The organism is Salinigranum rubrum, from assembly GCF_002906575.1.
In the GTDB taxonomy this organism is placed as follows: Archaea; Halobacteriota; Halobacteria; order Halobacteriales; family Haloferacaceae; genus Salinigranum; species Salinigranum rubrum.
On sequence record NZ_CP026309.1, the window covers coordinates 2,523,950 to 2,548,082 of the forward strand.

The 24,133-nt window shown below is 67.9% G+C and carries 32 protein-coding genes; 13 read left to right on the forward strand and 19 right to left on the reverse strand.

Annotated features, from left to right (window positions below):
• The first annotated feature begins 6 nt into the window (after window positions 1-6).
• Window positions 7-2,352, forward strand: a complete 2,346-nt coding sequence (locus C2R22_RS12390; protein WP_103426027.1) for an amino acid permease — start codon at window positions 7-9, stop codon at window positions 2,350-2,352.
• Between the two features lie 41 nt (window positions 2,353-2,393).
• Here the strand turns inward: C2R22_RS12390 and C2R22_RS12395 are convergent, their stop codons facing one another.
• Window positions 2,394-3,161 carry an Lrp/AsnC family transcriptional regulator gene (locus C2R22_RS12395; protein WP_103426028.1) on the reverse strand — a complete coding sequence of 256 codons (768 nt, stop codon included), beginning with the start codon at window positions 3,159-3,161 and terminating at the stop codon, window positions 2,394-2,396.
• 170 nt (window positions 3,162-3,331) lie between these two features.
• On the opposite strand from C2R22_RS12395, the gene C2R22_RS12400 reads away from it, so the two are divergent.
• Together C2R22_RS12400 and C2R22_RS12405 are read left to right on the forward strand one after the other, a co-directional pair.
• Window positions 3,332-3,535, forward strand: coding sequence for an HVO_0649 family zinc finger protein (locus C2R22_RS12400; protein ID WP_103426029.1), 204 nt, complete (start codon window positions 3,332-3,334; stop codon window positions 3,533-3,535).
• Between the two features lie 75 nt (window positions 3,536-3,610).
• Window positions 3,611-3,850, forward strand: coding sequence for a hypothetical protein (locus C2R22_RS12405; protein WP_103426030.1), 240 nt, complete (start codon window positions 3,611-3,613; stop codon window positions 3,848-3,850).
• A gap of 99 nt (window positions 3,851-3,949) precedes the next feature.
• Here the strand turns inward: C2R22_RS12405 and C2R22_RS12410 are convergent, their stop codons facing one another.
• The 8 genes from C2R22_RS12410 to C2R22_RS12445 form a co-directional block, all read right to left on the reverse strand.
• Entirely contained in the window at window positions 3,950-5,032 is a 1,083-nt protein-coding gene (locus C2R22_RS12410; RefSeq protein ID WP_103426031.1) for a methionine synthase, read from the reverse strand.
• On the reverse strand, window positions 5,029-6,033 hold the full coding sequence (locus tag C2R22_RS12415; protein WP_103426032.1) for a 5-methyltetrahydropteroyltriglutamate--homocysteine methyltransferase: 1,005 nt from the start codon (window positions 6,031-6,033) through the stop codon (window positions 5,029-5,031). Before C2R22_RS12415 ends, C2R22_RS12410 begins: the two co-directional genes overlap by 4 nt.
• Before the next feature lie 85 nt (window positions 6,034-6,118).
• Entirely contained in the window at window positions 6,119-6,736 is a 618-nt protein-coding gene (locus C2R22_RS12420; protein ID WP_103426033.1) for a HemK2/MTQ2 family protein methyltransferase, read from the reverse strand.
• The gene (locus tag C2R22_RS12425; protein ID WP_103426034.1) at window positions 6,733-7,995 is read right to left on the reverse strand and encodes a mechanosensitive ion channel family protein; all 1,263 of its coding nucleotides are present in this window, start codon (window positions 7,993-7,995) and stop codon (window positions 6,733-6,735) included. The genes C2R22_RS12420 and C2R22_RS12425 overlap by 4 nt, the downstream gene beginning before the upstream one ends.
• A complete protein-coding gene (locus tag C2R22_RS12430; RefSeq protein WP_103426035.1) occupies window positions 7,995-8,837 on the reverse strand; it encodes a 16S ribosomal RNA methyltransferase A in 843 nt (280 codons plus the stop codon). The genes C2R22_RS12425 and C2R22_RS12430 overlap by 1 nt, the downstream gene beginning before the upstream one ends.
• Before the next feature lie 53 nt (window positions 8,838-8,890).
• Entirely contained in the window at window positions 8,891-9,511 is a 621-nt protein-coding gene (locus tag C2R22_RS12435) for a DUF655 domain-containing protein (protein ID WP_103426036.1), read from the reverse strand.
• Window positions 9,512-9,641: 130 nt separating this feature from the next.
• Window positions 9,642-9,998 (reverse strand): RNA polymerase Rpb4 family protein, encoded by a 357-nt coding sequence (locus tag C2R22_RS12440; RefSeq protein WP_103426037.1) that lies wholly within the window; start codon window positions 9,996-9,998, stop codon window positions 9,642-9,644.
• On the reverse strand, window positions 9,999-10,289 hold the full coding sequence (locus C2R22_RS12445) for a 50S ribosomal protein L21e (RefSeq protein ID WP_103426038.1): 291 nt from the start codon (window positions 10,287-10,289) through the stop codon (window positions 9,999-10,001).
• Window positions 10,290-10,437: 148 nt separating this feature from the next.
• Between C2R22_RS12445 and C2R22_RS12450 the strand changes: the two genes are divergently transcribed.
• Window positions 10,438-10,734, forward strand: a complete 297-nt coding sequence (locus C2R22_RS12450; RefSeq protein WP_103426039.1) for a hypothetical protein — start codon at window positions 10,438-10,440, stop codon at window positions 10,732-10,734.
• 54 nt (window positions 10,735-10,788) lie between these two features.
• Here the strand turns inward: C2R22_RS12450 and C2R22_RS12455 are convergent, their stop codons facing one another.
• The 6 genes from C2R22_RS12455 to C2R22_RS12480 form a co-directional block, all read right to left on the reverse strand.
• Window positions 10,789-11,055 carry an elongation factor 1-beta gene (locus C2R22_RS12455; RefSeq protein WP_103426040.1) on the reverse strand — a complete coding sequence of 89 codons (267 nt, stop codon included), beginning with the start codon at window positions 11,053-11,055 and terminating at the stop codon, window positions 10,789-10,791.
• An 8-nt stretch (window positions 11,056-11,063) separates the two neighbouring features.
• Window positions 11,064-11,249: an HVO_2753 family zinc finger protein gene (locus C2R22_RS12460; protein ID WP_103426041.1), complete on the reverse strand. Its 186-nt coding sequence runs from the start codon at window positions 11,247-11,249 to the stop codon at window positions 11,064-11,066.
• 82 nt (window positions 11,250-11,331) lie between these two features.
• Window positions 11,332-12,573 carry a tripartite tricarboxylate transporter permease gene (locus tag C2R22_RS12465; protein ID WP_103426042.1) on the reverse strand — a complete coding sequence of 414 codons (1,242 nt, stop codon included), beginning with the start codon at window positions 12,571-12,573 and terminating at the stop codon, window positions 11,332-11,334.
• Between the two features lie 237 nt (window positions 12,574-12,810).
• Complete coding sequence (gene rpl12p / locus C2R22_RS12470) at window positions 12,811-13,152, reverse strand: 50S ribosomal protein P1 (RefSeq protein WP_103426043.1); 342 nt, start codon at window positions 13,150-13,152, stop codon at window positions 12,811-12,813.
• 20 nt (window positions 13,153-13,172) lie between these two features.
• Window positions 13,173-14,222: a 50S ribosomal protein L10 gene (locus C2R22_RS12475; RefSeq protein WP_103426044.1), complete on the reverse strand. Its 1,050-nt coding sequence runs from the start codon at window positions 14,220-14,222 to the stop codon at window positions 13,173-13,175.
• On the reverse strand, window positions 14,222-14,860 hold the full coding sequence (locus C2R22_RS12480) for a 50S ribosomal protein L1 (protein WP_103426045.1): 639 nt from the start codon (window positions 14,858-14,860) through the stop codon (window positions 14,222-14,224). The genes C2R22_RS12475 and C2R22_RS12480 overlap by 1 nt, the downstream gene beginning before the upstream one ends.
• Before the next feature lie 233 nt (window positions 14,861-15,093).
• Here C2R22_RS12480 and C2R22_RS12485 point away from each other — a divergent pair, with 233 nt between their 5' ends.
• Together C2R22_RS12485 and C2R22_RS12490 are read left to right on the forward strand one after the other, a co-directional pair.
• Window positions 15,094-15,399, forward strand: a complete 306-nt coding sequence (locus C2R22_RS12485; RefSeq protein ID WP_103426046.1) for a MazG nucleotide pyrophosphohydrolase domain-containing protein — start codon at window positions 15,094-15,096, stop codon at window positions 15,397-15,399.
• A gap of 93 nt (window positions 15,400-15,492) precedes the next feature.
• Window positions 15,493-16,359 (forward strand): inositol monophosphatase family protein, encoded by an 867-nt coding sequence (locus C2R22_RS12490; RefSeq protein WP_216824724.1) that lies wholly within the window; start codon window positions 15,493-15,495, stop codon window positions 16,357-16,359.
• Between the two features lie 152 nt (window positions 16,360-16,511).
• On the opposite strand, the gene C2R22_RS12495 is transcribed toward C2R22_RS12490, so the two are convergent.
• Window positions 16,512-17,000, reverse strand: a complete 489-nt coding sequence (locus tag C2R22_RS12495; protein ID WP_103426047.1) for a 50S ribosomal protein L11 — start codon at window positions 16,998-17,000, stop codon at window positions 16,512-16,514.
• Window positions 17,001-17,206: 206 nt separating this feature from the next.
• Between C2R22_RS12495 and C2R22_RS25640 the strand changes: the two genes are divergently transcribed.
• On the forward strand, window positions 17,207-17,356 hold the full coding sequence (locus C2R22_RS25640) for a hypothetical protein (protein ID WP_173862801.1): 150 nt from the start codon (window positions 17,207-17,209) through the stop codon (window positions 17,354-17,356).
• An 88-nt stretch (window positions 17,357-17,444) separates the two neighbouring features.
• On the opposite strand, the gene C2R22_RS12500 is transcribed toward C2R22_RS25640, so the two are convergent.
• Window positions 17,445-17,762 (reverse strand): PadR family transcriptional regulator, encoded by a 318-nt coding sequence (locus C2R22_RS12500; RefSeq protein ID WP_103426048.1) that lies wholly within the window; start codon window positions 17,760-17,762, stop codon window positions 17,445-17,447.
• 133 nt (window positions 17,763-17,895) lie between these two features.
• On the opposite strand from C2R22_RS12500, the gene C2R22_RS12505 reads away from it, so the two are divergent.
• Window positions 17,896-18,141 carry a hypothetical protein gene (locus C2R22_RS12505; RefSeq protein WP_103426049.1) on the forward strand — a complete coding sequence of 82 codons (246 nt, stop codon included), beginning with the start codon at window positions 17,896-17,898 and terminating at the stop codon, window positions 18,139-18,141.
• Between the two features lie 4 nt (window positions 18,142-18,145).
• Here the strand turns inward: C2R22_RS12505 and C2R22_RS12510 are convergent, their stop codons facing one another.
• Entirely contained in the window at window positions 18,146-19,210 is a 1,065-nt protein-coding gene (locus tag C2R22_RS12510) for a M42 family metallopeptidase (protein ID WP_103426050.1), read from the reverse strand.
• Window positions 19,211-19,295: 85 nt separating this feature from the next.
• Here C2R22_RS12510 and C2R22_RS12515 point away from each other — a divergent pair, with 85 nt between their 5' ends.
• From C2R22_RS12515 to C2R22_RS12530, 4 genes are all read left to right on the forward strand, one after another.
• On the forward strand, window positions 19,296-19,637 hold the full coding sequence (locus tag C2R22_RS12515; RefSeq protein ID WP_103426051.1) for a hypothetical protein: 342 nt from the start codon (window positions 19,296-19,298) through the stop codon (window positions 19,635-19,637).
• A 4-nt stretch (window positions 19,638-19,641) separates the two neighbouring features.
• The gene (locus tag C2R22_RS12520) at window positions 19,642-20,385 is read left to right on the forward strand and encodes an acetoacetate decarboxylase family protein (protein ID WP_103426052.1); all 744 of its coding nucleotides are present in this window, start codon (window positions 19,642-19,644) and stop codon (window positions 20,383-20,385) included.
• Between the two features lie 132 nt (window positions 20,386-20,517).
• A complete protein-coding gene (mvk, locus tag C2R22_RS12525) occupies window positions 20,518-21,606 on the forward strand; it encodes a mevalonate kinase (protein WP_103426053.1) in 1,089 nt (362 codons plus the stop codon).
• Complete coding sequence (locus tag C2R22_RS12530) at window positions 21,603-22,376, forward strand: isopentenyl phosphate kinase (protein WP_103426054.1); 774 nt, start codon at window positions 21,603-21,605, stop codon at window positions 22,374-22,376. The genes mvk and C2R22_RS12530 overlap by 4 nt, the downstream gene beginning before the upstream one ends.
• Before the next feature lie 3 nt (window positions 22,377-22,379).
• Here the strand turns inward: C2R22_RS12530 and C2R22_RS12535 are convergent, their stop codons facing one another.
• Window positions 22,380-23,171, reverse strand: coding sequence for an MBL fold metallo-hydrolase (locus C2R22_RS12535; RefSeq protein ID WP_103426055.1), 792 nt, complete (start codon window positions 23,169-23,171; stop codon window positions 22,380-22,382).
• 85 nt (window positions 23,172-23,256) lie between these two features.
• Between C2R22_RS12535 and C2R22_RS12540 the strand changes: the two genes are divergently transcribed.
• The gene (locus C2R22_RS12540) at window positions 23,257-24,102 is read left to right on the forward strand and encodes a hypothetical protein (RefSeq protein ID WP_103426056.1); all 846 of its coding nucleotides are present in this window, start codon (window positions 23,257-23,259) and stop codon (window positions 24,100-24,102) included.
• The last annotated feature ends 31 nt before the right edge of the window (window positions 24,103-24,133 follow it).

Sequence of the window (24,133 nt, forward strand, 5' to 3'; positions counted from 1 at the left end):
GCCAGTATGGTCGAACACACCCGGACGCTGGATTTCAAGATCGCCTTCGCGATCGGGTTGGGGACGATGATCGCGGCGGGCATCTTCTCCCTCTCGGGGACGGCAGTGTATCGGATCGGCTCAAGCGCAGTGATCGCGTTCGTCCTCGCCGCGGTCGTCGCCGGTATCACCGCCGCCGCGTACTCCGAGTTCGCCTCGGTCTACTCGGAGAACGGCGGTGGCTACCTCTTCTGCTCGCGGACGTTCGAGGGGTTCGACCGGCTCAAGTACGGCATCGGGATGTCGCTGTTCCTCGGATACACGGGGACGACGGCCTTTTACCTCGCCACGATGGACGAGTGGTTCTTCCGCTTCATCCTCCCCGAGTCGCTCCAGGCCCTCCCACACGGGACGGTCGGGATACTGGCGGCGTTCACCCTCGGGGTACTCAACGCCCGCGGGACCGAGGAGTCCGGGATGTTCCAGTTGCTCGTCACGAGCGCGAAGGTCGGCGTCCTGTTCGTCTTCATCGGCGGGGCAGTCGCGTTCGCCGGGCCGGCGAACGCCACCGAGACGTTCGTCACCGGGTTTCAGGCGGAACCGGTGGGAATCGTCTCCGTCGCGGCGCTGGCGTTCATCACCTTCTTCGGGTTCTCCGCCATCGCCGCGAGCGCGGGTGAGATCATCGAACCGCGCAAGACCGTCCCCCGCGCCATCGCGGCGAGCATCGTCACCGTCACCGTACTGTACGCGTTCGTCATCGTGGCCATGGTGAACGCACCCGTCTCCCGGGAGATTCTCGCACAGGGTGAGACGGCGATGGGGAGTGTCGCCGCCTCGTTCCTCGGGCCGTGGGGACAGACCCTCATCGTCGCGGGCGCCGTCTTCTCGATGGTCTCGGCATCGAATGCGTCGATTCTCGCCGCCAGTGGCATCGGCTCGCTCATGGGCCGACAGGGCCACGCCCCTCGCCGCTTCGCCCGCATCCACCCGCAGTATCGCACGCCGTTCTGGAGCATCACGACGGCCATCGCGACCATCATCGCGCTCGTGTTCGTGTTCATCACGCTCTTCTCCGAACACGGGCTCTCGAGCGTCCACGTCCTGGGACTCAATCCACTCACCGGGTTCGCCACGTTCAACCTCCTCGTCCCGCTCGCCGTCGTGAACGCCACGCTGATCTACTCCCGGCGAAACTTCCCGGACATCGAGCGCGGCTTCCGGATGCCGCTCGTTCCGGCCCTGCCCGTCGTCGGAATCTTGGCGAACCTCGCACTCATCTCGAACCTCCCCCCCGTCGGCGTCGGTGTCGGCGGCCTCATGGTGGTCGCGCTGTTCGTCGCCTACCTGGTCTGGGGCGGCGCACCACACGTCGACGAACTCGTCGAGGAAGTCGTCTCGCCGCACGTCCCGACCGGCCTGCGCGGGAGGACGACGACCACGGCGGACGACGAGACGGGAGCCGACGACGAAGAGCAGTTCCGGATACTCGTCTCAGTCGCGCGTCCGAGTCGGGCCGTCCCGTACGTTCGACTCGCCGAACGGCTGGCCGACGGTGAGGACGGCGAGCCGGTCGTCCAGATCCTGAACGTCACCCATATCCCGGAGCAGACGCCGAACGAGATGGTCTACGAGACGGCTCAGGAGCGGACCGACCGGATGGAAGAACTCCTCACGGCTGCCGACATCGACGTCGAGTACACCGTCGAGGGACACGTCTGTCAGGACGTGGCGTTCGACATCCTCCAGACGGCACGGGACGACGGCGCCGACCGCATCCTCATGGGGTACCCCGAAGAGCACCAGGACATCGCCGAGACAGTGGAGTACGAGGCGCCGTGCGGGGTGTTCTTCACGAGCAACGTCGACGCCATCGACGACCTCTCGACGATCACTCTCGGAGCGGGTGGCGGTCCCCACCACACGGCGCTCCTCCCGCTCGTGAACCGACTCGGCGCTGGCGGGGCCGAAATCCACGTCGTCGGTGTCGACCCGGAACGGGGCGGCAGTCCGGAGTCGGTCGAGGGGACGGTGGACGCGCTCTCGGACGTCGAATCGGTCCAAGTACACGACGTGACCGCCCCGACGGTGGCGGAGGGACTCGTCTCGGCGGCGGAGCGCAACGGTGGGCTCCTCCTGATCGGGGCGACGCGGGACCGCCGACTCCGCCGATGGGTCTTCGGCAGCACGCCCGACCGAGTCATCGTCCGCGCCCGCGAAGCGGACGTTCCGGTACTGGTCTACGCGAACACGAGCGACGTCTCGGGGCAGGTCGAGGACTACCTCTATCCCATCTACCGCTACCTCCGGCGTCATCTCGCCAGACATCGGCCGTTCAACCGCGTCGTCCGCACGCCGCGCGAGACGACGTAGGCCGACCCCGCGCGCTGTCACGTCACGCGCGTCCTGTGCGACTATCCCACCTCGTCGGGACCGTATCGCTTCGTATCGAACGCCTCGATGAGCCGCGTCGGGAACGTGCTCGGGGAGAACATCGAGACCACGTCACCGGGCTCGATCGTCGTCTCACCGTCCGGTGTGATGCGCTTGTCGCCGCGTTCGATACTGATCACCAGCACCTCCCCCGGCAGCATCCCCGCCTGATCAGCCTCGTCGAGCGTGTGCCCGGTTATCTCCGCGTCCTCGGAGGCAGTGAACTCGACGACCTCCGCCCCGCCGACGACGCTCTGAAAGCCGGTGACCGCCGACCGCGACGTCCCGTTCTCGGGTCCGAACGACTGGTAGGGACGGACCGACTCGTTCTGGATGATGTCCTCCCGCTCGATGGTCGCCCCCAGCGTCGACAGTTGATGGGCGATCCGGTTGATGTCGTCGGTATCCTCGCCGACTGCCGTGACGACCAGGTTCTCCTGGCCGGCCAGCAGTTCCCGGACCTCGACGACGCCGTGTGTCGTGAGCGCGTCCGCGGCGATTTTCGAGCGCTCGCTCACCGGAGCGGTGCAGGTAAACTGCGTCGTGAACTTCCCCCCGGTGGCCTCGTAGTCGATGTCCGCGTGGTACCCGCGGATGATCCCGTGTTCTTCTAGCTGGCGAATCCGATTTCGAATCGTCGCCGGCGTCACGTCGACCTCCTCTGCGATCATCGGCGCGGACGTGTTCCTGGCGTCGGCCGTGAGATGAAACAGAATCAGCTGGTCTATCTCGTCGATCCGGTAGTCCATACGTCAGTCTACTCTCGGTCCGACAAAAGGCATTACGCAGCGGTCTTCCCGACGACGCTCCGGCTCGAATCTCCGAGTGGCGTTTTTGGAGAAAAAATACAGACGAGATATACTATTCAATCGAAAATAGAATACCGAAGTTTTTTGTTATTACCGCAACGACACGGAGTATGGCGTCGGACGGCACTCGCTCGCCGCTGGAACGGCTCAGAGCGTACTACGACCACGAAGAGCTCACCTGCCCCGCGTGTGGGTACGAGGACGACGACGGCTCGTGGGAGAGCGAAACGAACGGTCGCGAAGTCCACTACTACCACGAGTGCCCATGCTGTGGGTCAGTTCGAGAGCACACGTTAGACGTCCTGACGGAGTGAGCCGATGGAGCCGACACGCTACGCGGTGTACGTGACCGACACGGACGCGACGGCGAGAACGACCCGTGATTTCCCATGACTGACACCGATTTACCCGACGACGACACGCAACGGCTGATCGACCGAGTACGCGAGGAACTCGACGCGCGTTCGGACGTCGAACGGTTCGAGGTGCGACCCGCGGATACTCCCGGCGTCGTGGCGACCGTCGAGGGAGACGGCGGGACCGAACACTACCACGTCACGCTCGAACGCCATCCGGACGGGGAGACGAAGCTCCACTGGGCCACACTCGGCGAAGAACCCGGGAACTGAACCGCGCCCCGTCGACTTCGAGAGACGTCGCTGGGTGGTGACTTCGTCGAAAGAGAGCTTCGAGAAGGGAGTCGAGTCCTGTTGATCTCCCCGAGGCGCTTACGCCGTCGGGAGCGGGTCGGCGAGGTCGATGTCGCCGGCGTCGAGTTCGGCCTCGACCTCACGGGTGGCTTTCACCATGTTCTCCATCTTCCCGTAGGCGATTTCGCGCGGGAGGAGCTTCAGCCCGCAGTCGGGCGAGATGGTCAGCTTCTCCGGCGGCACCACTTTGAGGCCCTGCAGGATGTTCTGCTTGATCTCCTCGACGGACTCGACCTCGGCGGTGTGCGCGTCGACGACGCCGAGCGCGAGGTCGGGCTCGAACTCGGGGTCGGTGAAGACGTCGATCTGCTCGAAGCCGCCGTTGCAGAGTTCGACGTCGAACTCGTCGATGGGGAAGTCGTTGACCTCGGGGTAGATGCGCGAGTAGTCGCCGTAGCAGACGTGGAGACCGATCCGAACCTCGGGGTCGATGTCGGCGACGATTCGCTCTAAGCACTCGCCGACGATGGCGTGATCGTCGGGCGTCGTCGCCAGCGCGGGCTCGTCGATCTGGACGTAGCGCGCGCCGGCCTCGACGAGTTTCTCGACCTCCGTGTTCACGAGGTCGGCGAGGTCGTACGCGAGCTCCGCTTCGCTCTCGTAGGCCTCGTTGAACGACCAGCTGGCGAGCGTGTACGGGCCCGTGATGGGCACCTTGACCGGCTTCGACGCCGCATCGCGCGTGAACTCGAACTCGTCGACGAGCCAGGGCTCGTCGTACTCGACTTCTTCCACGACCGAGGGCTTGTCGAAGTAGTTGTGGCCCCACACCTTCACCGGGCCGTGGAACTCGTAGCCGTCGATGCGGTGGGCGAAGAACTCCACCATCTCGTTGCGGCGCATCTCTCCGTCGACGACGGTGTCGAGGCCCGCGCGTTCGTGCTCGTCGACGATGACGCGACAGGCGTCGTCGTGTGCCTCGTGGAGGTGTTCCTCGGTGAACTTCGAATCGGGGTCAGAAACGAGGTCGTCGGCGCGGTTGAGCCACTTCGGCTTCGGGTACGACCCGACGACCGAGGTGAGGATGAAGTGGTCGGTGTCGTGGCCCTCGGGCCGGAACTGCTCGCGGGTGTCGACGCCTTCGGTGCGGTGTCCCGTCATGCTTCCACCTCCTCTTCGGCCGCCGCGGCCTCGCCCAGCGCGACGAGCTTCTCCTGGCACTTCGAGACGGGCAGGTAGAACAGCTCCGTGTTCGAGGTGAGGTAGGCGGTGTCGAACTCCTGGGAGGGGACCTGCTCGGTGAACCACTCGACCCGCTCGCGGACCGTTGTCGGGGACTCCACGCGGGTGTTCTGGCCGTCGACGAGGCCGAGCGCCACCTCCGACTTCGTCCCGTACTCGGTCACGTTGTACAGCGTCTGTTCGCGGTCGCCGGCGACGACGTCGAAGCCGAGCGCGTTCACTTCGGCGTCCATCAGGTGCGCGTACGTCTTCTCGTCGAGCGCGCCCCAGTACGAGTGGACGACGACGTCGGCATCGGTCTCGGCGGCGACCGCCGAAATGGCTTCGGGGACCTGCGCGGCGAGGTCGTCGGAGGGCGGTTCCTCGACCAGCGAGGGTTCGAGGAGGAACAGCGTCTCGTGGTCGGGGAACGCCTCCACCTCGCCGGCGAGGAAGTCGGAGACCGCAGCCAAAAACTCCGAGTCGTCGCCGTAGTACTCGTCGCTCGCGAGGTCCGCGAGCGAGTACGGACCCGGCAGGACGGCCTGCAGGGGCTCGTCGGTCAGTTCGGACGCCGATTCCAGTTCGGCGGCGACGTCGCCCGAGAAGTCGAGTTCGCCCGTCACCCGGGGGTCGCGGTAGAAGTTGTTGTTGTCGTAGTACCGGACGATACCGCCGGTCTCGACGTTGTCGTGGACGGTGAGAGGATGAGCGAGGTTGTCGTCCCAGCGGAGCTGTCCCTCGACGATACGGTCGAGGCCGGCCTCCTCCTGGTCGTCGACGACTTCGCCGCGGGCACGGTCGTACGCCGCCACGATGTCGCCGCCCTCGTCGCCGCTGATGAGGTCACCCTTCTGGTGGCCCTTCAGGTCGGACAGTTCCTCCTTCGCCCAGTCCGGGAGCGGGAACAGTCCGGGTGTCGTCGCTACGAGTTCAGTCATCACCGGGCCTTTGAAATGCCGACGCTTAATATTTGCTAAACCATTCTATTACTACTGGGAATTAATTGGGGCAGGTGGACCGCCGTCAGTCGGTCCCGATCAGACGGACGACCGTCAGCGTCTCGAACGGGTACGATTCTTCGACGGCCTTCTCCGCTCCGAACCCTCGCTCGCGGGCGTAGTCGAGGACCGTCTCGTAGCCGGTGAGGCTGCTGACGAGCAACAGCACGCGTCCGCCGGGCGCGAGCGCGCGGCCGACCGCGTCGAGGAACGGTTCGATGACGTCCCGTCCCGACTCCCCGCCGGAGAGCGCCCGCTCCATCCAGTCGCCCCAGTCGTTGTCGGGGTCCGTCGGGAGGTACGGGGGGTTGAAGAGGACGACGTCGAACGCGCCGTCGGCGAAGGCCGAGACGAGGTCCGCGGTCACCACCTCGAACCCCACCCCGCTCTCGTCCGCGAGTGTCCGGGCGTGCTCACGCGCCTGACGGCAGGCGTGGGGGTTGAGGTCCGACGCGACCACGTCGGCCCGCGTCTCTCTCGCGACTTCCCCGGCGACCCAGCCCGACCCGGTGCCGACTTCGAGGACCCGGTCCGCGTCCGAGACGCCGTCGACGGCCGCCCGGGCGAGCAGCGCCGAGTCCTCGGCGGGCTGATAGACGGTGGTTTCGACGCCGCGGCGGGCCGCGAGGTCGTCGCGGGTCACTGGCTCTCTCCGTCGCTGTCGTCATCGTCGTCGCCGCGCTCGTCGCCGGCGCGACCGTCACCGTCGTTCCCTTCGCTGTCGTCGTCGGTCTCGCTCGCGTTCGCATCGACGTCCGCCCGTCCGCCGTCGGCCTCGGCGGCGACCGTCTCTCGCTCGCCGGCCAGGACCGCTCCCTCGGAGAGTTGGAACCCACCGGTCTCCTCGCGTCCCATGAGTTCGCGCTGCGGGAAGGGAATCTTGACGCCCTCCTCGTCGAACGCGGTCTTCACCGCGCCCACGACGGCGGTCCGGGTGCGCCACATCCGCCGCGCGCTGGGGTTGTCGATCCACACCCGCACCCCGAGCACCACCGCCGAGTCGCCGAACTCCTTGACGACCGCCTGTGGCGTCGGGACCCGGAGCACGTTATCCAGGCCGCGCACCGCGTCGCGGGCGACCTTCGCGGCCTCCCGCGGGTCGGCGTCGTAGTCGACGCCGACGTCGACCTCGATGCGCAGTCGGCCCTTCCGCGAGCGATTGATGACGCTCTCGGAGGAGACGACGTCGTTGGGTATCATCACGTACTCGCCGTCGAACGTCTGCATCCGGGTGGTGACGATAGTGATGTCGGTGACGATGCCCTCGTGGTCGCCGACCTCGATCCAGTCGCCAATCTCGAACGGGCGGGAGAACATGAGCACGAACCCCGCGAGCAGCGCGCCGAGAGTCTGTCGCGCCGCGAGACCGACGACGATGCCCAAGAACCCGGCTCCGACGAGGATTCCGCCGAGGTCGACGCCCCAGATGCCGAGCACGAGCGAGCCGGCGATGGTGTAGAGGGTGACCTGCGAGAGCCGGTAGACGATCTCCCGCTGGTGTTCGGTGATCGCTCGCCGCCCGTCGGAGAGTTCGCGCGTGATGCGACCGACGACGTCGGTCATGGCGTACGCTGTCACGAAGACGATGAGCCCGAGCACGGCGTTGACGACGCTCTGTGGCCCGAGGCCGTACGACTGGACCTCCTCGAAGAGCGGACCGGTGAGTCCCCAGACCGCGATGACGAGGAGGCCGCCGCCGAACGTCGTCAGGAGGCTCACGCCCGAGAGCAGGAGGTGTCGCCACGTGTTCGGTATCCGGTCGCTCTCGTCGCTGCGGGTGTGGAGGTAGTCGGTGACCCGCCAGGTCGCCGCGACGACCAGCAGCGTCACGAGCGTGACGGCCACCTTCTCGGGGAGCGTCGGAACGAGCGAGTCGATGCCGGTCGTCTGGAGCGGGAGCATCACCGATACTCGGCGGCGAGGTTCGTCAGGGCGGCGAACTCACCCGGGGTGAGCGAACCGGGACGCTTCGCGAGCAGTTCTTCGGGAGCCGCCTCGACGACAGCGGAGCCGTCCGAGATACCCGAGATGTGCGTCGTGTTCCGGATGGCGTTCCGCACGGTCTTGCGTCGCTGGGTGAACAGCGCCTTGACGAAGTCGAAGAAGAACGATTCGTCCGCGACGGTGTACTCGGGGTCGCGCGGCGCCGTCCGGACGACCGCGCTCTCGACCGCCGGGGCCGGGGCGAACGCCTCGCGAGGGACGCGCTCGACGAGTTCGACGTCGGCGTAGTGCTGCGCCCCGACCGAGAGCCGACCGTACTCGCTCGTCCCCGGGTCGGCCGCCATTCGCTCGGCGAACTCGAACTGGAACATCAACACGAGGGGCTTCCCCCGGGGGAGGAGTCGGAACGCGATTTCCGAGGAGATACCGTAGGGGAGGTTCGAGACGCACGCCGAGAAGTCGGGGAGTTCCACCGAGAGGGCGTCGCCCTCGAGGACGGTCAGCCGGCCCGATTCGACCTCCTCGGCGAACTCCTCGCGGAGGAACGCAGCCAGGTCGGCGTCGCGTTCGACGACCGTCACGCGGTCACCGAGGGCGAGCAGGCGGTCGGTGAGCGCCCCCGTTCCGCCGCCGATTTCGAGGAGGTGGCTCGTGTCCGTCTCCCGGGAGAGATAGCTCGGAATCCGGTCGAGTACCCGGTCGTCGACGAGGAAGTGCTGGTCGCGGTCCGGGTCGCCGCGGACCCCGGCCCGGCGAATGAGCCGGTCGGGGTCGCGACGGCCGGTGCCGTCCGTGTTCATTATCACACCCTTCGTCCCGGCGGGCCTAAAGTCTGTTATTCGGCCGTCGTCGACTACGACTCGGCGTCGCGCCGCACGAACGCTTTGTACTTGAGGTCGTCGTCACGGAGTTCCGACATGATCCGTTCGGCGAGGATGTCCTTCGGGTTGTGCAGGCCCGAGATGCGGTCTTCGAGGTCCTCGAAGCTCTCGAACGGACCCCGCTTCCGCTCGTCGAGGATGTTGTTGCGGAGTTTCTTGCCGATTCCCGGCAGGAGGTTCAGTTGGTGGAGGCGGATGGTGATGGGCTGGGCGTCGTTGTAGAAGCCGACGAACCGCGACTCGTGTTCGGCGAGTACCTCGTCGACGACGTACTCCAGTTCGGAGAGCGCGGTGTTCGAGAGGGCGTCGTACTCGATGTCGCGGAGTTCCTCGACGGCCACGCGTTCGTCCGCGGGGCCGAGGACGACACGGTCGCCGATGCTCACGTCGGCGTCGTCCGCGAGTCTGAGTTCGACGAGGCGGAAGTCCTCCTCGCCGAGCGCGTACGCCAACGGCGATTTCTTGTACCGTGGGCGGTCGTCATCGGTGCGACCGTGCGGCAACACGTCGAGAACGACGGCCATACGCAGCGTGCTCTCCTCCGTCTCGTCGCCGGCCGCGTCGACTGCGTCGCCGCTCTCGCTGGTGGTCATACACAACTCTATGCTGACAGATTATTTAAATCGTTGGCACCGAGAGAGCCAGCGTATTCTCGCCGTGTGGCGGTCGTCGCCGTCGTTCGTCTCCGGGGGCCGAAGGCCCGGATTCGAGACGAGCGCCGAGTCAGGCGTACTTGGCGACGACGTTGAGAATCTCGTCGAGTTCGTCGCCCGAGAGCGCGTAGCGCTGCTGAGCGTAGACCGCGCGGAGTTCGTCGCGCGACTGGGGGAGCAGGTCGGCGATCTTGAACGCCGTCGCCTCGTCGACCTTCTCCAGTTCGAGGAGTTCCTCGGCGAGCGCGCGCGAGTCCTCGGGGTCGAGAAAGGCGAATCGGTTGACGTGCTCGATGGCGCGGGCCAGTTCGTACCGGACCTCGCGCTCCTCGTCGGCCGCGCGTTCGGCCTCGACCTCTTCGAGGAGCCGCTTCACCTCCGACGTCGTGAGGAACTCCTCGCCGAGCTTCTCTTTGAAGATGGTCATCTACTTCTGTGCGCGGAGGTGCGCCGGGCGCGTGATGAGCGTCTTCGTCTTCCCGCCGTCGGTGATCTCGACCTTGAACGAGCGGCCCTGCTTCCCGACGACCTCACCCGTGTGCCCGCTGAAGCGCGGGTGGAAGCGACCCTTCCGGACGCTGGGGTCGATCTTCAGGTGGACCTTCTGCCCGACCTCGTACTCCTGAATCGCTCGCTGTGGCGGCGACGTGCCACGCTCTCGGGGTTTGTTCTTGAGTTTGTTCCGCGTCCCCTTCATCGGACCGTTGGAACTCGGCATAGTCGTGGAACGTACTACTTCTGACGGCGTTATAAAAGACACGTTCCCGTCCGCGCACGGCAACGCGGCACACAGCCCGGAGGCCGATGGTTCTCACCCGATGCCACTCGTGGCAAAGCATATCAGGCTCCGCGGACCACTCTCTCCCATGAGTCAGGAAGCCCCGACGGTCACCGACGTCTCACGCGCCGAGGAGACGAACTCGCCGGTCGAGGCGGAAGACGAGACGGAGATGGCGGTCGAGTCCGCTCACGAGGCAGAAGCGGCCGACTTTGGACCCGGCGCGAGCGAGGGCGGGTTCGCCGTCCGCTTCGGCTCCGGGTTCGCCGCCGGAATGCTTTTCGGGGGCGTCGTCGGTATCCTCCTCAACTCGCTCCCGCTGGCGATGTTCGGGGGGTTCATCCTCGGGACGCTCGTCGGCACCGTCCTCGCGGCGCGGGCCTGAGAGCGCCGAAGCCGAGGCTCGCCGGACGGAAAACCGCGAGAAGCGAACTGTCGTTCAGATACGGCCGACGTTCTCGACGGAGACGCTCTCGACGCCGTCGACGCCCATGAACGCCTCTTCGACCGCTTCGGTTCCGCCGGCGTCGTCGGGGACGATGACCGTCGGGAGGAGCGCGACGAGGCCGAACGCGACGTTGTCGCGCTCGAACCCGTTGATGCGCGCGCCCTCGGGCAGGGACTCCTCGAGACGCTCCTGGAGCGCGTCGAGGTCGATGTCGGGGCTGTTCGGCATGACCTTGATCTTGGCGGCTACTTTTCCCATTGTTGTAGTCAGGGACCTCGGAACCCACAGTCGGGACACTCGTAGAGGTTGCTCTGCTTGCGGCACTTCGCGCAGCGGGAGATCTCCTGGCCGCAGTCCGGACACTTGAACGTCGCGGCGCTCATGCCGGCGATGTTGATGCCACAGGACACGCACTGTCGGGCGTGCCGCCGCTCTGGCTCGCTCTCGCTCATACACCAACGAACCCGGGCGTCACGTTTAACGGTTGTCTTTCGACCGCCGTCTCGTTCTTTGGCACTCTCCTCCACGCGCCGCTCACCCCACCGCGAGCGGCACCGCGAGGACGCCCATGAGGTGGACGCGGCGGACGCCCAGTCGAACCGGCAGGAGACCGACCACGCCGGCCGCGACGAGCACCACGACGCCCTCGACGCCCGCGAAGAGTCCCGAGAGGAGACAGAGCAGGCCACAGGCGACGAGGCTCGTCAGCCGCGGACCCACCCGACCGGCGGCGACGAGGTACCGGTCGCCGAGCGCGGGGACTAGGACGGCCGAGACGACGCCGGCGACGACTGTCGCGGCGAGGAGCGTCGAGAGCGGCGGCGGACCGACCTCCCGGAGAGCGACCGTCACGCCCGTTCGGGGCGCGTCGAGCGCGACCAGCGAGAAGAGCGCGAAGACCGCCGTCGCCGTGTTCGCCCCGCTCGTCGCAACGACGTACGTGCGGTCGGGCGCGTCCCGGCCGGCGAACGGCAGCGCGAGCGTCGCGGCGACGCCCGCCGACACGCCCGGGAGATACCCCACGAGTCCGCCACCGGCGACACCGGCAGCGGCGGCACGGCCGACCGTCCACGGCCCGGCCGCGAGTGCCGTGCCCTCTTGCGGCGGGACGCCGCCGCCGCGGGCAGCGTCGACGAGGACGGGCACGCCGAACAGCCCACCGAACAGCGGCGTGAGCACGCCGCCGACCGAGACGAGGCCGTCGAACGGCCGGTCGAGCGTCGCCAGCCCGAGCGCGCCCGAGAGGACGACGAGAAACGCGGCCGCGACCATCCGCCACGGGCGGCGCTCGGACAGCACGAGCAGTCCGAACACGCCCGCGAGGACCAGTGGCAGCGACGCGGTCAGGAGCGTCTCGTGCCGGCGGACGAGCGCCGTCAACGGTACGGCGACGGGCAACGCGACGAGGAGCGCCCCGCCGCTGCCGAGCGCGGAGAGCCTGAGCGCCTCTCGTCCCCGGCCACCGAGAACGAGTCGGTGTCCGGGAAGCGACCCGGCGGCCATCGCGGCGTCGGGGACGCCGAGCGCGAGCGCCGGCACCACGTCGAGGAACGTGTGGGTGACTCCGGCGGCGAGCACGGCGCACGCGACGCCCGTCGACGGCCCCGAGAGCGTCGGCGCCGTCGCCGCCAGGAGGAGCGCGAAGGCGTTGGCGTGGACGCCCGGCACGAGTCCGGAGACCGTTCCGAGGGCGACGCCTGCCAGGGTGTACGCGAGGAGCGTGCCCGCGCGCTCGAACGGCAGCGAGAGGGCGACGGTGAGAACGGCTCCAGCCATCGTACCCCGGGATGGCCTCGTTTTCGTATTTGAAGGCTCGTGTCGGTGTCGAGAGAGAGCGGTCGTCTACAGCCTCACCGAGACCACACGACCGACTCGATGTACATTCTCCGAGCCCTCGCCACGACACGCTCACACCGAACATCGATGCAGCCACCGCTCACGAGCCAGGTCGTCGAAAGAAATCGTGGGTCGTCTGCGACGCGAGGCCGGCAGTGAACGAGGGAGAACCCGCGTTCAGCCGAAGAGTTCGCCGAGGCCCTCGCCGCCGGCGTCGTCGTCCTCGTCTTCCTCTTCTTCCTCGGCCGCTTCGGCCTCGTCGGCCTCGTCGCCGCCGTCCTCGTCGTCGTCGTCGTCGGAGCCGCCGGCACCGCCGGCAGCGCCGCCGGCCGCGGTGGGCGCGGCGGCGGCCGTCTCGATGGCCTCCTCGATGTCGACGTCCTCCAGCGCGGCGACGAGCGCCTTGACGCGGGACTGCTCGACGTCGACGCCGGCGGCTTCGAGAACCGACGTGATGTTGTCTTCGTTGATCTCTTCGCCCGATTCGTTCAGGATGAGTGCTGCGTAAACGTATTCCATTGTGTTGTCCTCGTGAGTGGTTATCCGAACATCGCACCGAGGCCGTCCGCGCCGTCGTCCTCGTCGTCGTCGTCGTCGACGTCGTCGGCAGCGTCGGCTTCGGCGTCGGTGTCGTCCGTGTCTTCGTCGTCCGATCCGTCCGTCTCCGTCTCCGTGTCAGGGGAGGCAGCCGGTGCGGTCGCACCGCGCAGTTCCTCCGGGAGCGCGTCCTCGTCGTCGATGAGCGCGGCGAGCGACCGCAGTTGAGAGTCCGCGCGCCGGACGAGGTCCGGCATGAGCTCCTCGTCCTCGATGGCGGCCTGCAGGCCGACCGACTTGGCCTCGCCCGCACCCTTCGCCAGCAGCGTGCCGACCGTCCGCGACGTCGGGTAGACCGCGTTGACGGAGAGGTTCCGTCCGGCGGCGGCCGCGCTCTCGATGTCGGCGCGGTACTCGTCGACGTCGATGGCGAGTTCGTCGGGCTCGAAGAGGACGCCCTCGGAGAAGACGGCTCGCAGGTCGAGTCCGACTTCCTTGGGCTCGATGCCGAGCTCCGAGAGGACGTTCGCCAGCTCCGCGGAGACGACTTCGCCCTCCGAGAGGACGGTCGAGTCCTCGGTGACCTTGATCGAGCCGTCCATGATGCGCGCCGACGCGCCCACCTGCTGGAGTTCGCCCACGAAGGGACCCGGGTCGACGCCCGTGTCGCCCTCGGGGATGACGACGTCGTTCGGAGCGACTTCGCCCGCGTTGATCGGTGCGGGCGTCTTCGAGGCCTCGAGCTGCTTGAAGAGGCCGAACGGGTTGTCGTCCGTCCCGATGAGCGCAACCTCGCCGGCGACGTACTCGTTGAGCTGTTCGAGGCCGTCGTCGACCTCGTCGAGCGCGCGCTCCATGAGCGTGTTCCGGCTCATCCGCACCGCGGCCTTGCCGTGGAGGTCCGCGCGCATGTTCTGCAGCTGCCGCGAGGGGATGCCCGTCACGCGGACGACCCCCACCGACTGGTAGGAGTCGACGAACTCGACGAGCTCGTCGACCTCCTCCTGTTTCCACTGCGGGATGGTCTCGGTCTTCCGTGCGTCGGTGCTCATCAGGCGCGCACCTCCACGGAGGGACCCATCGTCGTCTTGACGTAGATGCCGTCGATGTTGAGGGGGCCCTTCTCGAGGTTCGCTTCGAGTCGACGCACGATGACGTCGATGTTCTCGGCGATTTCGTCGGCCGTCATGTCCTCGGCACCGACGCGCGTGTGGAACGTGCGGCGGTCACGAGACCGGAGCTGAACGGTGTTCTTCATTCGGTTGACGGTCTCGACGACGTCGTCGTCGGGCTGCAGCGGCGTCGGCATCTTGCCGCGCGGCCCGAGGACGGTCCCGAGGTATCGACCGATATCTTGCATCATCGACGCCTCGGCAACGAAGAAATCCGTTTCGTTGGCGAGGTCCTTCGCGGCGTCAGTATCGTCGCCGAGGTCTTCGAGGTCGTCCCCCGAGAGAACCTGGTCAGCGACGTCTTCGGCACGCAGCGCCGTCTCGCCGGACGCGAACACCACGATCTTGGTGTCCTGTCCGGTCCCAGCAGGGAGGACGACGCTCTCGTCGACGCGGTTCGCCGGGTCGTTGAGGTCTAAGTCGCGCAGATTGATGGCGAGGTCGACCGTCTCGCGGAAGTTGCGAGGCGGCGCCTCATCCAGTGCGCGTGAGACTGCTTCGACTATCGTATCTGCCATTATTCACCTCCGTAGTACGCAGGATCTGCTCCTACGGGTCAGTGAAACAGGCGATGCCTGTCTCACCGGAAGTGGGTGGATGCGAGACTTAAACCCGTCGAAGCTGTGGCGCGTGAAAAACCCGATTTCCGCGGGTACGGGCCGTGACAGCGACCCACAGGGGGAGCGGTCTGAGCCCGGCCGGGTGCGCGCGACCCACCACCCTTTTGCAGCGGGTCCGATCACCGTCTGTCATGGAGGAACAACGACGAGTGGCGGCGTTCGTCGAGCGACACGACATAGAGGCGCCGCCCGCGTTCCGCCTTCTGGACCTGGTGTCCGAACTCGGCGAGGTGGCGAAGAACGCGACCGAGTCGACCGACTACGGCGACGACCCCGAGGCGCTCACGCTCGACTCGGACGAGGTGGGCGACGTCCTCTTCGCGCTGCTCGCGCTCGCCGACTCGGCCGACATCGACGCGGGCGACGCGCTCGACGAGGCGCTCGCGAAGTACGAGCGTCGGATCGCGGAGAACGACACGCCCGCGTCGGGCGAGTAGCGCCGACCGGGGAGCGCGAGCGCGGCCGACCACGCACAACCTGCCCGACCGACGAACCGCACCTTCTTTTCTCGCTGCCGAGCACGACCGGACGTGACGAACTCCAACGACCCTGAGAACCCCGAAGGCGCTGACGGACCAGGGGACCCCGACGGTCCCGATGCTCTCGCCGACCTCGACGACATCGAGGCCGGCATCGATGGCATCGAAGTCGTCGCCCGTGCGGCCGTTCTAGCGGGCGGTGCGGAACTCCGTCGGCGCTACCGCGACGGCGACACCGACGGGGAGTACGGCACCCACGACGTGTCGGCGGCGGCCGACGAGGCGGCGGAGGCGCGGATGCTCCCCCTCGTCAGACGCGCGTTCCCCGACCACGCCGTGTTCGCCGAGGAGGCCGGCGAGTTTTCGGGTCGGGGTCCCTATCGCTGGATCATCGACCCGCTCGACGGGACGAACGACTTCACCGCTGGCCTTCCCACGTTCGCCTCGTCGGTGGCCGTCCTCCACGAGGGGACGCCGGTGCTGGCGGCGGTCCACCAGCCAGCTACCGACGAGACCTACCTCGCCCGTCGGGGGAGGGGCGTCCGCTACGACGGCCAGCGGGTGACCGCCGACAGCGACAGGCGCGTCGAGGCCGCCACGGTGGCGACCATCGTCGGCCGTGCGGTTCCGCGCGACCCTGACCTCGCACGGCGGGCGGACGCCGTCCGGGAAGGACTCGAAGTCGAGGTGAAGCGGGTCATCAGTAGCTGGGCACCGACCGTGCACTCGGGACTGTTCGCCCGCGGTCGGCTCCAGGGGCTCGTGCAGTTCCACCCCGACGAGGAGGAACGGGCGGTCACGGACCTCCTCGCGCGGGAGGCCGGCGCAGTCACGCGGCGCGACGGTCCGCTCTCGGTCGCTGCCAGCGACGACGAGACGCTCGCGACGCTGTGGGACGCGACTGAGGGAGTACGATAGGCGAGCGTCACCCCCGCGGACACGCCGACAGCGAGCGGCAGTCGCCCCGCTTGAGACCTGCGGCTCTCGTCTCCGAACCTCCGACGGCCACAGAGAACAGTCGCTCGTATCGTGGCCGTTCGTTTTCGGGTGTTCGCCCGGTCGACAGCGGCTTACGCCGCCGCCTCTTCCGTAAACAGCTCGTCGTACTCGCCGCCGTCGAGCCGTTCTTTGAACTCGCGGGGGTTGTTGCCCTCGATGGTGACGCCGAGGGACGTGCAGGTCCCGACGACTTCCTTCGCCGCGTTCTTCAGGTCGTACGCGAGCAGGTCCGACTGCTTCTGCTTCGCGATTTTCTGGACCTGTTCGACCGAGAGGTCGGCGACGAACTCCTTCTGGGGCTCGCCCGACCCGGTCTCGAACCCGGCCTCGTCCTTGATGAGCGCCGCCGTCGGCGGGACGCCGACCTCGATGGAGAACGAGCCGTCGTCGTCGTACTCGACGGTGACGGGGACCTCCATACCGTCGAACGCGGCGGTCTGTTCGTTGATTTCGCTGACGACGTCCTGGACGTTCACGGGCGTCGGTCCGAGCTCGGGACCGAGCGGCGGGCCAGGATTGGCCTCGCCGCCGGGAACGAGCACTTCGATAGTTCCGGCCATGTCTATTTCGACCCTCCAGCGACCTTTAACGGTTTTCTTTCCACTCGCTCGCGTGCGAGACGACACCACGGCGGCCGCTGGGCCGTCCGTCGAAACGGTCGCACGCGGCGATGTCGAAGCCCCCGCCACGGCCGAAATCGGGCCGAGTGGTCCCCAGAACGACCGCAGTCGTTGGCTTTATCCACGGCAATCGTCGAGTCACTACCGTGTCATATCAGACAACTATCGGATGGTCACTCATCACGTCCGGAATCGTCACCCTCCTCCTGGCGTACCTCCCGTACCCCTCCACTTACTGGGGGGTCGGACTCCTCGTGCTCGGTATCCTCGTCTTCTACCTCAGGCGACGCCTCTAGCTGACGCGCAGTGAGCGCGCTTTGCTGGCGACCGGGGACGGGTGCGGGTCCGAGTATCGGTCTCAGTACCGCAGAACGGCTCGGTCGGTCACGTCGCACCGTCTCCTCGCTCCCGGTCGTCGCGCTCGGCGAGGGCTTCGGTGGCCGACGCCACCCAGGCGTGCTGGTCGAGGAGCCGTCTCTCGCCCGCGTCGGTGAGCGCGTACCGGTCGGCGAGCCCGTCCTGTCGTCGCGAGAGGAAGCCGTCTCTCACCAGCGCGTCGAGCGCGCCGTGGAACGTCTTCGGCCGGATTCTGTCGTCGTAGTGTCGTTCGAGCGCCGCCTTCGCCTGCTGTCCGGTCGGGTCGTCGAGTTCGGCGACGATGACGCAGATGTCGCGTCTGAGTCCGCTCTGGAGCCACCGCATGCGCGACGTTCGGCGTGGCCGCCGAAAGGTGTTGGCCATCGCGTCGTCCGGACCGTGTCGGTTCCAGTATCGAGGCTGAGAGCCGGAGAGTGAGATACTTAGCTCCGACCGCCAACGACCGGTCGTACATCGAATGTCGTCAGTCCGCTTGAAACCCGGCCCGGTCTCGACACGCGCGTTCAACCTCGGCTCTCTCGCCGCCGCCCTCCTCGCGTGTGCGATATCGGGGTTCTACCTGTGGAACGGCGCGCTGACGCTCCCCGAACTCGTGCTTTTGAGTGTCGTCGCCTTCCCCCCGTATCTGCTCCTCGTCGTCTGCGTGCTCGGCGTCTGGCTGGGGTTCAGCGACGACGCGAGGGTGCGCGGCCGTCTCAGGTGAGTCCTCAGAGTTCGACGGCGAAGTCGTCGTACTCGCCGGCTCGAACCGCGAACTCGGCCAGGAGGTCGACCGTCGAATCGAGGTCGGCGGTGTCGACCACCTCGACCGGCGTGTGCATGTATCGATTGGGAATGCCGACGTTCACCGCCGGGATGCCCGAGCGCGTCGTGTAGAAGGCGTCGGCGTCGGTCCCCGTCCGGACCCCGGTGGCCTGAAGCTGTGCGTCGACGCCGGCCTCCTCGGCGGCCTCCCGGAGCAGGTCGACGAGCACTGGGTGGTTGGTGCTGCCCCGCGAGATGACCGGCCCTTTCCCGAGTTCCACGGGTCCGTTCTTCTCGCCCGAAACGGCGGGCGAATCGGTGGCGTGGGTGACGTCGAGCGCGACGACGGCGTCGGGGTCGAGGTCGTATCCGACCATCCGCGCGCCCTGCAGCCCCACCTCCTCCTGCACCGTGGAGACGGCGTACACCGTCGCCTCGTGGTCGGTCTCGGCGACGCGGCGAAGCCCCTCCGCGGCGGCCCACACGCCCACGCGGTTGTCGACGCCGCGGGCGGCGAGCCTGTTCCCGTGAAGCTCGTACATCCCGCTCGTGAACGTCACCGGGTCGCCCACCTGGACCAGTTCCCGCGCCGTCTCCTCGTCGTCCGCGCCGACGTCGACGAACTGCGCCTCGATGTCCTCGTACTCCTCCGAGCCGTGGTCGCGCAGGTGGATGGCGGTCTGGCCGACGACGCCCTGGACGCTCCCGTCGTCGGTGTGGACGGTCACGTGCTGGCCCTTCGAGACGGTGCGGTCCGCGCCGCCGATGGGGCCGACTCTGAGAAACCCGTCGTCCGTGACGTCCCGGACGATGAAGCCGATTTCGTCGACGTGGCCGGTGAAGGCGAGTTCCGGCCCCGACCCGCTCCCCTCGACGACGGCGACCGCATTGCCGTACGCGTCGGTCCACACCTCGTCGGCGATGTCGGAGACGTAGTCGAGCCAGACGCGCTGCCCGCGCGTCTCGAACCCCGAGGGGCTGTGCGTCCGCAGGAGGTCGGTGAGGAACTGCCGTGGCGTGTCGTCCATACGCCACCTCGGGCGACCGCGCCGAAATACGTTGCTCCCGCGAAGTCGTCACAACGTTGATACTGTCCGTCGCCGTCTATTACCCATGGACAAGTTCACCCTGTTCGAAGTGCACGTCCACGACGGCATGGAGTTCAGCGCGACGAACACCGCCCCCGCCATCGGTCGCTCCGGCGACGACGACGAGGAGTACGAGGAGCTGGAGGAGGTCACCGAAGCGTCCGAACCGGCCGAGGAGGACGAAGAGACCGAGGCCGACGACTCGTCGAGCCGCGGTCCCAGCCCGCTCCCGCTCGTCTTGACGCTCGTCGCCATCGTGGTCGTGGCCGTCGCCCTCCGGAAGTTCAAGCGCCCCGACGCCGAGATCGAGATCGCCGAACTCGACGACCTCGCCGAGTCGTACGACGAAGGGGAAGCCGAGCACTGACCGGATGGCGACCGGTTCGGAGTCCCCTGAACCACGCCACCGACGGCTGTCCACCGGCCACGACGTCGCCCTTCCGCTCTCGTGTCGTGCGCGTCTCGGCGGCGCGGTGTTCGCTGCCGACTGGGCGCCCCTCCGAGCGGCGCTTCCGCCTGACCTGACGCCGCTCAGAACCGGTGTGCGCCGCGGCGCCGTCGCCGTCGTCGGTGTCGACTACCACGAGGTCGGAACGCTGGAGCCGTACCGCGAGGTGGCGGTCGTCGTCCCCGTCGCGCGCGACGGCGTCGCTGGCGTGCCAACCTCTCTCACTGGAGTCGGCGGCTACGTCGTCGACCTGCCGGTGACGACCGAGCCAGCCCGCGCGCTCGGTGACGAGGTGTGGGGGTTCCCGAAGTCGGTGGCCGGGATCGACCTCGACGGCACGCCGGGCGAACTCTCCGTAACCCTCTTCGAGGGGGACCGCAGAGACGTCGAACTCTCTGTCGCCCCCGGCGACGGGCCGGCGCGACGTGTCCGCCAGCGACTCACCGCCTTCGCCTACCGCGGCGACGACCTGGTCGGGGTGCCCGTCGACCTCGACGCCGAGGTTCGGCTGTCACGAACCGCGGAGGGCGTTCGGCTCGCCCGTGGACGCGGGCGCTACGCGGCGGTTCTCCGCGACCTCGGGGTCCGTCCGCGCGTCTACGCGCAGTTCGTCGCGTCGCACGCGACGGCCGAAATTCACCCGCCCGAACCGGTCGAACGACGCTGACCGCTCGGGATTCGTGCGTTCGGAACGTCCGCGGTCGAACCGTCCCCGGTAGGTCGGGGAGAGCCACGTGGCGAAACGGGTCTTCGGGCCCTATCGAACACCATTTTTATCCACCCGCCGTGACCTCGGCACATGACCCTCTCGAGCGCCCCGGGCAAGGTGTACCTCTTCGGGGAGCACGCCGTCGTCTACGGCGAACCGGCGGTCCCGTGTGCCATCGAGCGACGGGCGCGCGTCCGCGTCGAGGCGCGCGACGACGACCACGTCCGCGTGCGGGCGACGGACCTGAGCCTCGACGGCTTCACCGTCGAGTACCACGGCTCCACGGACGAGCGACCGGACGTGGACGTCGACCGGTCGCTCGTCGACGCGGCGATGGGCTACGTCGACGCGGCGGTCGACCAGGCGCGCGACGCTGCGGACGCGCCGGACGCGGGCTTCGACATCGTCGTCGAGAGCGACATCCCGCTCGGGGCGGGCCTCGGCTCCTCGGCCGCTGTGGTCGTCGCGGGCATCGACGCCGCGACGCGGGAACTCGGTCACGAACTCCCGCCCGAAGAGGTGGCCGACCGCGCGTTCCGGGCGGAGTACGAGGTTCAGGACGGGCAGGCCTCGCGGGCCGACACGTTCTGCTCGGCGATGGGCGGGGCCGTCCGCGTCGAAGGCGACGACTGCCGGGCAATCGACACGCCCGCGCTCCCCTTCGTCGTCGGCTTCGACGGCGGCGCGGGCGATACCGGTGAACTCGTCGCGGGCGTTCGCCGGCTGAAAGAGGAGTACGACTTCGCCGCCGACACCGTCGAGAGCATCGGCGACATCGTCCGGCGCGGGGAGGAACTCCTCACGGAGTCGGACCCGAGCGCGCAGCCCTCGGAGGAACTCCTGACCGAACTCGGTCGGCTCATGGACTTCGACCACGGCCTTCTGGAGGCGCTCGGCGTCTCCTCGCGCTCGCTCGACGCGATGGTGTGGGCCGCCCGCGACGCCGGCGCCTACGGCGCGAAGCTCACCGGTGCCGGCGGCGGCGGCTGTATCGTCGCGCTCGACCCGACACCCGAGACCCGAACGGCGCTCCGGTTCACCCCCGGCTGTGAGGACGCGTTTCGGGCCGAGTTGGCGAGAGAGGGTGTCCGCGCCGAGGACGCGGACGACGGCGGTGGCGAGGAAGACGCGGCTATCGACGGAGATGTGATAGACGACGGGGACGGGGATGGGGTATGACGACGGTCCTCAAGCTCGGCGGGAGCGTCGTCACCGAGAAGGACAACCCCGAGCAGGTCGACGAGGTGTCCCTCGCGCGGACTACAGACGCCGTCGCCGGTAGCGAGGTGGAACGACTGGTCGTCGTCCACGGCGGGGGTTCGTTCGGACACTACCACGCCGCGACCCACGGCGTCACCACGACCCAGGGAACGCACGATTCGGGCGCAGTCGCCGACGTCCACGGGGCGATGAAGACGCTCAACCGTCGCGTTGTCGACGCCTTACTCGCCCGCGACGTCCCGGCCGTCCCCGTCCACCCGCTGTCGCTCGGCGCGCGAGACGCCGAGGGCGACCTGACGCTCCCGGCCGGGTCGGTCCGGACGCTCCTCGACGAGGGGTTCGTCCCCGTCCTCCACGGCGACCTCGTCGCTCATCGGGGGAAGGGAACGACCGTCGTCTCCGGCGACGAACTCGTGACGTCGCTGGCCGGGAGCCTCGACGCGGAACGGGTCGGGATGTGCTCGACGGTCCCGGGCGTACTCGACGCCGAGGGCGAAGTGATTCCCCACATCGGGGCGTTCGAGGACGCTGCCGCGGCGCTGGGCGGGTCGGACGCCACCGACGTGACCGGGGGGATGGCCGCGAAGGTCCGGTCGCTTCTGAGCCTCGGCGCGCCGGCGTTCGTCTTCGGCCCCGACGGGTTGGGGGCGTTCCTGGCGGGCGAGGAGGCGGGGACGCGAATCGACGGCGCGGGCACGGACGAGGACGAGAGCGCGGATGGAGAGTAGAACTCAGGTCTCCACCCGAAGACCGTCCTTCGCCATCCGCACGTCGCCGTCGAAACGACGCTCGACGCTCCGTATCATCTCGCTGTGCTTTCCGCGCGTGTGTGGGTACAGGTGCGTGAGGTAGACTCGACCGATCTCTGTTCCGGCGAGCGCCTCGCCCAACTGCGAGGGCGTCGGGTGGTTCGAGACGTCCACCTCGTCGGGGAACGAGCAGTCGTGCGCGAGCATCTTCGCTCCGGACGCGAAGTTCGCCAACCCGGGAAACGCTTCGGAGTCCCCGCTGAAGACGAAGTCGTCGCCGAAGCGGTACGCGAGACACGGCATCGAGTGTCGCGTCTCGAAGCCCTCGACGTCGAACCCCTGGAGGGTAAACGACTCGGCGCCGACCTCTCGGATTCGAAGGTCCACCCTCCCGTCGAGGTAGTCGTGAACGTCGAGGAGTCCGTCGACGAGTGACTTCGTCCCGGCGGGGCCGACGACTTCGAGGTGTTCCTCGCCCGCGAGCCACCGGGCTTTCAGAAGTGGGAGGAGGTCGGCGACGTGGTCGAGGTGGTGGTGGGTGAGGAGGACCGTCGAGACGGACTCGTAGCCGGCGTCGGTGGAGGAGAGACGATTGAGGACGCCGCTCCCGCAGTCGACGAGCAGGCGTCGGCGTCGTCCGTCGCTGTTCTCGTCTTCGTCGCCGTTCCCGCCGGCGTCGCCGTCGTCGAGGGGTTCCGACTCGACGAGGATACCCGTCTGGACCCGTTCGGGCGTCGGCATCGCGCTCCCGGTGCCGAGGAAGGTGACGCGCATACGCGTCGGTCTGTGGGCGTCCGCAAAGTCGTTCTGGTGTGTTCGTCGGGGCAAGCTTGATAACATATCAGAATAAACTAGTTTCATGAATTCGGCAGAGAGCGATGGATCACCGGACCGGTCGCGTCCGGCTCGGCGCAGACGACGAGGCAGACGAGCGTTCCTCGCCGGAGCCGGCGCGTCGTTGGCAGCGCTTTCGGGGTGTACGTTCAACGTCAACGTCGGGACCAGTGGCGCCTCCCGGTCGACGTCGACACCGCCGTCGACGCGACGGCCGACGGCCACGCCGGCCCCGACCGAGACACCGACCGCAACTGCGACGGCGACCCGGACGCCGACGGCCACGCCGACTCCGACCGCGACGTCCGATCCGGAGTACGTGATACTGACCGCCCAGCCCGAACCGGAGTACGTCGTCGTGGACATGGTGACCCCGACGCCCGGTCCGCTCAGGTATCGGCTGACGAACTTCTACCTGTACGTCGTGAGCGCGAGCGACGGCGTGTTCAACTCGCCCGACACGGAGGAGTTGTACGGGAGCATCGACGTGCACGGCAACGACGGGTCGGCCGACGTCGAACCGACCGCCGGCCTCCGCGAGGTCTGGGGACGGAGCTCGAACGACACCGTCGAAATCGGCGAGGGGAACGGCCTCGGGCTGACGTCGGTGTTCGACCCCGTCGTGGAGTTCCCGGCGAGCGTCGACCGCGAGGCGGCGTACATCGCCATCGAACCGAGTTTCTTCGAGGCCGACAAGGGGGCCAACGACGACGACACCCTCGAAAACTGGACACCGAACACGCGGTGGTTCCTCGACCAGGCACCGACGCCCGGCGAGTACTCGCGCGACACCGGCGAGTCGTGGTTCCGCATCGACATGGACGACGGCGGCACGCACGTGCGGCTCTCGTTCGACATCGTTCAGCTCTGAGGCTGCTGGCCCGACGCCGCGGGGCGGCCCG

Excerpts from the sequence above, each read along its gene's own strand:
- C2R22_RS12460 (WP_103426041.1), bottom strand. The coding sequence starts at position 11,249 with ATGAGCGAGAGCGAGCCAGAGCGGCGGCACGCCCGACAGTGCGTGTCC.
- C2R22_RS12435 (WP_103426036.1), bottom strand. The coding sequence starts at position 9,511 with ATGACCACCAGCGAGAGCGGCGACGCAGTCGACGCGGCCGGCGACGAG.
- C2R22_RS12395 (WP_103426028.1), bottom strand. The coding sequence starts at position 3,161 with ATGGACTACCGGATCGACGAGATAGACCAGCTGATTCTGTTTCATCTC.
- C2R22_RS12430 (WP_103426035.1), bottom strand. The coding sequence starts at position 8,837 with ATGAACACGGACGGCACCGGCCGTCGCGACCCCGACCGGCTCATTCGC.
- C2R22_RS12480 (WP_103426045.1), bottom strand. The coding sequence starts at position 14,860 with ATGGCAGATACGATAGTCGAAGCAGTCTCACGCGCACTGGATGAGGCG.
- C2R22_RS12390 (WP_103426027.1), top strand. The coding sequence starts at position 7 with ATGGTCGAACACACCCGGACGCTGGATTTCAAGATCGCCTTCGCGATC.
- C2R22_RS12495 (WP_103426047.1), bottom strand. The coding sequence starts at position 17,000 with ATGGCCGGAACTATCGAAGTGCTCGTTCCCGGCGGCGAGGCCAATCCT.
- C2R22_RS12475 (WP_103426044.1), bottom strand. The coding sequence starts at position 14,222 with ATGAGCACCGACGCACGGAAGACCGAGACCATCCCGCAGTGGAAACAG.
- C2R22_RS12400 (WP_103426029.1), top strand. The coding sequence starts at position 3,332 with ATGGCGTCGGACGGCACTCGCTCGCCGCTGGAACGGCTCAGAGCGTAC.
- C2R22_RS12405 (WP_103426030.1), top strand. The coding sequence starts at position 3,611 with ATGACTGACACCGATTTACCCGACGACGACACGCAACGGCTGATCGAC.
- C2R22_RS12445 (WP_103426038.1), bottom strand. The coding sequence starts at position 10,289 with ATGCCGAGTTCCAACGGTCCGATGAAGGGGACGCGGAACAAACTCAAG.
- rpl12p (WP_103426043.1), bottom strand. The coding sequence starts at position 13,152 with ATGGAATACGTTTACGCAGCACTCATCCTGAACGAATCGGGCGAAGAG.
- C2R22_RS12465 (WP_103426042.1), bottom strand. The coding sequence starts at position 12,573 with ATGGCTGGAGCCGTTCTCACCGTCGCCCTCTCGCTGCCGTTCGAGCGC.
- C2R22_RS12415 (WP_103426032.1), bottom strand. The coding sequence starts at position 6,033 with ATGACTGAACTCGTAGCGACGACACCCGGACTGTTCCCGCTCCCGGAC.
- C2R22_RS12520 (WP_103426052.1), top strand. The coding sequence starts at position 19,642 with ATGGCGACCGGTTCGGAGTCCCCTGAACCACGCCACCGACGGCTGTCC.
- C2R22_RS12535 (WP_103426055.1), bottom strand. The coding sequence starts at position 23,171 with ATGCGCGTCACCTTCCTCGGCACCGGGAGCGCGATGCCGACGCCCGAA.
- C2R22_RS12485 (WP_103426046.1), top strand. The coding sequence starts at position 15,094 with ATGGAGGAACAACGACGAGTGGCGGCGTTCGTCGAGCGACACGACATA.
- C2R22_RS12510 (WP_103426050.1), bottom strand. The coding sequence starts at position 19,210 with ATGGACGACACGCCACGGCAGTTCCTCACCGACCTCCTGCGGACGCAC.
- C2R22_RS12450 (WP_103426039.1), top strand. The coding sequence starts at position 10,438 with ATGAGTCAGGAAGCCCCGACGGTCACCGACGTCTCACGCGCCGAGGAG.
- C2R22_RS12455 (WP_103426040.1), bottom strand. The coding sequence starts at position 11,055 with ATGGGAAAAGTAGCCGCCAAGATCAAGGTCATGCCGAACAGCCCCGAC.
- C2R22_RS12515 (WP_103426051.1), top strand. The coding sequence starts at position 19,296 with ATGGACAAGTTCACCCTGTTCGAAGTGCACGTCCACGACGGCATGGAG.
- C2R22_RS12425 (WP_103426034.1), bottom strand. The coding sequence starts at position 7,995 with ATGCTCCCGCTCCAGACGACCGGCATCGACTCGCTCGTTCCGACGCTC.
- mvk (WP_103426053.1), top strand. The coding sequence starts at position 20,518 with ATGACCCTCTCGAGCGCCCCGGGCAAGGTGTACCTCTTCGGGGAGCAC.
- C2R22_RS12500 (WP_103426048.1), bottom strand. The coding sequence starts at position 17,762 with ATGCGGTGGCTCCAGAGCGGACTCAGACGCGACATCTGCGTCATCGTC.
- C2R22_RS12540 (WP_103426056.1), top strand. The coding sequence starts at position 23,257 with ATGAATTCGGCAGAGAGCGATGGATCACCGGACCGGTCGCGTCCGGCT.
- C2R22_RS12530 (WP_103426054.1), top strand. The coding sequence starts at position 21,603 with ATGACGACGGTCCTCAAGCTCGGCGGGAGCGTCGTCACCGAGAAGGAC.
- C2R22_RS12505 (WP_103426049.1), top strand. The coding sequence starts at position 17,896 with ATGTCGTCAGTCCGCTTGAAACCCGGCCCGGTCTCGACACGCGCGTTC.
- C2R22_RS12440 (WP_103426037.1), bottom strand. The coding sequence starts at position 9,998 with ATGACCATCTTCAAAGAGAAGCTCGGCGAGGAGTTCCTCACGACGTCG.
- C2R22_RS12410 (WP_103426031.1), bottom strand. The coding sequence starts at position 5,032 with ATGACGGGACACCGCACCGAAGGCGTCGACACCCGCGAGCAGTTCCGG.